Origin of the sequence: Caballeronia sp. (genome assembly GCF_049581465.1) — a bacterium.
Taxonomy (GTDB): Bacteria; Pseudomonadota; Gammaproteobacteria; order Burkholderiales; family Burkholderiaceae; genus Caballeronia.
Genome location: NZ_JBAUSA010000563.1, coordinates 1 through 3,410 on the forward strand (window position 1 = coordinate 1; position 3,410 = coordinate 3,410).

Annotated in this window: 4 protein-coding genes; 2 read left to right on the forward strand and 2 right to left on the reverse strand. The window is 62.1% G+C overall.

Annotation, left to right across the window (positions count from 1 at the left end):
* A partial coding sequence (locus tag WCA53_RS13885) for an acyl-CoA dehydrogenase family protein (protein ID WP_423911103.1) occupies positions 1–990 on the reverse strand: 990 nt, incomplete at its 3' end.
* Positions 987–1,238 carry an acyl carrier protein gene (locus WCA53_RS13890; RefSeq protein ID WP_423911108.1) on the reverse strand — a complete coding sequence of 84 codons (252 nt, stop codon included), beginning with the start codon at positions 1,236–1,238 and terminating at the stop codon, positions 987–989. The genes WCA53_RS13890 and WCA53_RS13885, both read right to left, overlap by 4 nt.
* Before the next feature lie 220 nt (positions 1,239–1,458).
* Here WCA53_RS13890 and WCA53_RS13895 point away from each other — a divergent pair, with 220 nt between their 5' ends.
* Both WCA53_RS13895 and WCA53_RS13900 read left to right on the forward strand, forming a co-directional pair.
* Positions 1,459–1,977, forward strand: coding sequence for a GNAT family N-acetyltransferase (locus WCA53_RS13895; RefSeq protein ID WP_423911111.1), 519 nt, complete (start codon positions 1,459–1,461; stop codon positions 1,975–1,977).
* Positions 1,978–2,575: 598 nt separating this feature from the next.
* Complete coding sequence (locus tag WCA53_RS13900; RefSeq protein ID WP_423911115.1) at positions 2,576–3,319, forward strand: FadR/GntR family transcriptional regulator; 744 nt, start codon at positions 2,576–2,578, stop codon at positions 3,317–3,319.
* The last annotated feature ends 91 nt before the right edge of the window (positions 3,320–3,410 follow it).

Sequence of the window (3,410 nt, forward strand, 5' to 3'; positions counted from 1 at the left end):
ATCGAGCGCCGCTTTCAGGCGTGCCTGCATCATGCGCAGCAGCGCGACCGTTTCGGCCAGACGCGCAGCCGACGGCGGCAGCACGCCCGGTTTGCCACGCGCCTGAATGCGAAAGAACTGGTGCGCCCGATTCACGGCGTCGGACGCGATCCCGATCCATACCGCCGCCCAAAGCATGTGCGAAACCGGCAGCATGGTCTGGTCTGAAATTTGCGCGAACGGCGCCGGCAGGATCTGCTCGGCGCGGCCTTGTGCCACGAGCCGGAACGATTCGCTGCAGGTGCCACGCATGCCGAGCGCATCCCAGCCGGCGCGCAGTTCCAGCGTGAGCGAATCGCGCGGCGCGACGATCAGCACCTGGTCGGAGGCGCTGGCTTCCGGGTGCCGGCGGGCAGTCACGAGGATGCCGTCGGCGTGCGCTCCGTAAGAAATGGTGGGCGCGAGCTTTTCGATACGGAAAGCGTCATCGACCAGATCGACCGCGCACGCGCTCGTGCGCATGTTGCCGCCGATCATATCTTCAGACGTAGCCGATGCGAGCAGCCATTGCTCGTCGATGATGCGCTTGAGCATCTCTCGCTGCCACGCGATCGCACTGCCATGTTCGACGATGCACGCGATCTGGATCTGGTGCATTGCATAGATCATTGCCGTCGATGAACATCCGTGCGCAAGCGTTTCGCAAACCCGCGCAGTTTCTGCCAGCGTAAGACCTGCGCCGCCGAATTGCGCGGGTATCATCGCCGAGAGCAGCCGTTCGCGGCGCATCGCTTCGAACGCTTCAACCGGGAAGCGCGCTTCCCGATCGACCGCTGCGGCGTGCTCGGCCGCGACTTGCGTCACGCGTCGGGCGGCGGATAGCCACACTGGCTCGGCGGATGCCTGGCGCACCTCTTCCACGATCTGGGCGGCCGTGACAGCCGCGTTCACGTTCGCCGCGACAGCGTCGTCCGGCTTCGCCAGGGCCGCACCCTCGGTCGGGGAGTTCATGCGGCTGCCTGCGCCTGTTGCAACTCGGTCACTGCGGCGGCCAGCGTATCGATCGATGAAAACAGCCGGCGCGTCAGCATCCGGTCGGGAATCTCGATGTTGAATTCGTCTTCGATAGCGAGCATCAGGTGGACGGTCGCGAGCGACGACAGCCCTGCCGCGTAGAGGTCGGCGTTGTCGGCGAGCGTGTCGGCGGGAACGTCGAGCCGGGCGGATTCAGTCAGGATGCGACGCAATGCGGATTTCATCGATGAGTCCCTCAAGAGGCTTTTCGCTAAAGATGTGACGCCTAAGACCAGTTCCCTCAGCTCGAGACAAGTTGTCGTTTTGAGCGGATCGGTTGTCCGTATTTAACGAATTGGCAAGGGGGGGCGTCGGTGCGATGCCGCACGGAAGTTATAGGGTCGGGAGTCGTAACGTACGACTAATCGACCAAGCCGCTGCCGCCGGCTTATCCTGGACCTGGACATGAACTGGAAAGCACTCGATTTCGAGCAAATCACCACGCGGGAGCTGTATTTGATCCTGCGGGCGCGCAGCGCTGTGTTCGTTGTCGAACAGTCCGATGTGCATCTCGATCCGGACGGCCGCGACGAAACGTCGTTGCACGTGTTCGCCCTCGACGATATCTCCCGTTCCATGCCAGTGATCGCCTACGCGCGGTTGCATGAGGGCAGTGCGGACGCGCCAGAAATAGTCGTCGACAAGATCTTGACGAGCCCGCTGCGGCGAGGCGATGGGACCGCCGAGGCGCTGGTCGAGCGCGTGCTGGCTACCGTCGCTGAACGCTGGCCGGGCCGGGATGTGCGTCTCCTGGCGCCGGTGAGTTTGCGCGCGTTTTATGAGGCGTTCGGGTTTCGCAAGACTGAGGGACCGTTCGTTACGCGCGGAGTCCGGTTGATCGCGCTCGCGCGCAAAGGATGGCAGGGCACGCACGGGCAGGCGCGCGGCGCCGTGGCGGAGGGTTTTGTGATCGTGGACGAGTAGTCAAAATAATTCGCCGCGCGCGTTGTGCGGCTTCTCCGGGTGTGGACAACTCGCGGGTTGAAATCGCATCGACGTAATAACGTGAATGCGTTCGCATGCGCACAGAGCAAAATGCATTCCCCTGCTTAAATACGCTATCAATCGACGCGGGCGTTTCGTGTTTCGATGTCAGTTGGGCGCATGTGCCGCATGTGTCCAACTCCCAGCTCTAATCCTCTCCAGTGCGCTGCATCAGGAGTCACCGTGGACGTGTCTCAGCCTACCTCCAGCCGGATCGCCTCGTTGCAGGCCGCGATCCTGGAGGTGCCGCTGGTAATTATCGCCAGCGTTTCGGGTGGTCGTCCGTGGCCTTCGGCAGTGCATTTAAAACATCAGGTAAATGGATTTTGTCCTGCAACGCGCAGTGCAAGAGGTGGGCGCGCGCTGCGGAGCAAAAGAAGGCGCATCAAAGAACCACAACAACGAGCGGCTTGTCCAAAAATAGTCTCCAGCAGGCAGGGTGCAATGGCTTGCACAGCATTCGCCTTGCCATTCGGCGAGCTTGGGGAAGCGCACCGGACGAGAGGGTCATAATGAAGGTCGCAAGGGGAGAGGCGTGATGGAAGAAAACAAGGAGCGGTCCCTGGTAGCTAAGGTGATGGACGGACTGGTGTCGGGTATCGTCGAACAGAAGTACGGTGCGATCCTGCCGCCCCAGGATGTGTTGTCGAAGGAGTTCGATGTCAGTCGAACCGTGATGCGCGAGGCATTGAGCATGTTGCTTGCGCGTCACATGCTGGATGTGCGTCCGAAAACAGGCACGCGTATCCGGCCGATGAGCGACTGGCGGTTGATCGATGAGGACGTAGTGAGCTGGCGCTTTCGAGCAACCCCGGATCATGCGTTCCTGCGCGACGTGATCGAGTTCCGGATGCTGATCGAGCCGCGCGCGGCGGCGCTCGCGGCGGCGCGCGCCACACCCGATGATATAGCGGGCATCCGCGATGCTTTCGACGCGCTTGCCACGTTAAGTGTCGATGAGCCCGAATATCAGGCTGCGGACGTGGCCTTGCATACGCGGATTGTCGCGGCAAGCGGTAACCAGTTCTTCCAGCAGATGACGGCTATCGTGCGCGGGGCATTGGTGACGGTGTATCCGATTGTCGAGGGGATTGCGACTTTGCGGGAAGCGACACTAGTGTCCCAGCGTCATGTGGTCGAGGCGATCGAGGCACACGACGTAACTGCCGCCGAGCGGGCCATGCGCACGCTGATTGATGTCACGGGCGAGGAAGTTGGGCGGGCGTTCTCGCTAGAGCGGCAAGCAGATAGTCCGCCGGTCGGGGCGTCGGCAGGCGTCTGATCGGGTGGCCGGTGTAGGTTCTGGCCTTGATTTATCCGGCGTTTTTGTGGGTGATGCCGGCCCGGAGTTTGCAGGTCACGTTCTACGTGAC

Coding starts and splice junctions, on each gene's coding strand:
- WCA53_RS13890 (WP_423911108.1), bottom strand. CDS start 1,238: ATGAAATCCGCATTGCGTCGCATCCTGACTGAATCCGCCCGGCTCGAC.
- WCA53_RS13895 (WP_423911111.1), top strand. CDS start 1,459: ATGAACTGGAAAGCACTCGATTTCGAGCAAATCACCACGCGGGAGCTG.
- WCA53_RS13900 (WP_423911115.1), top strand. CDS start 2,576: ATGGAAGAAAACAAGGAGCGGTCCCTGGTAGCTAAGGTGATGGACGGA.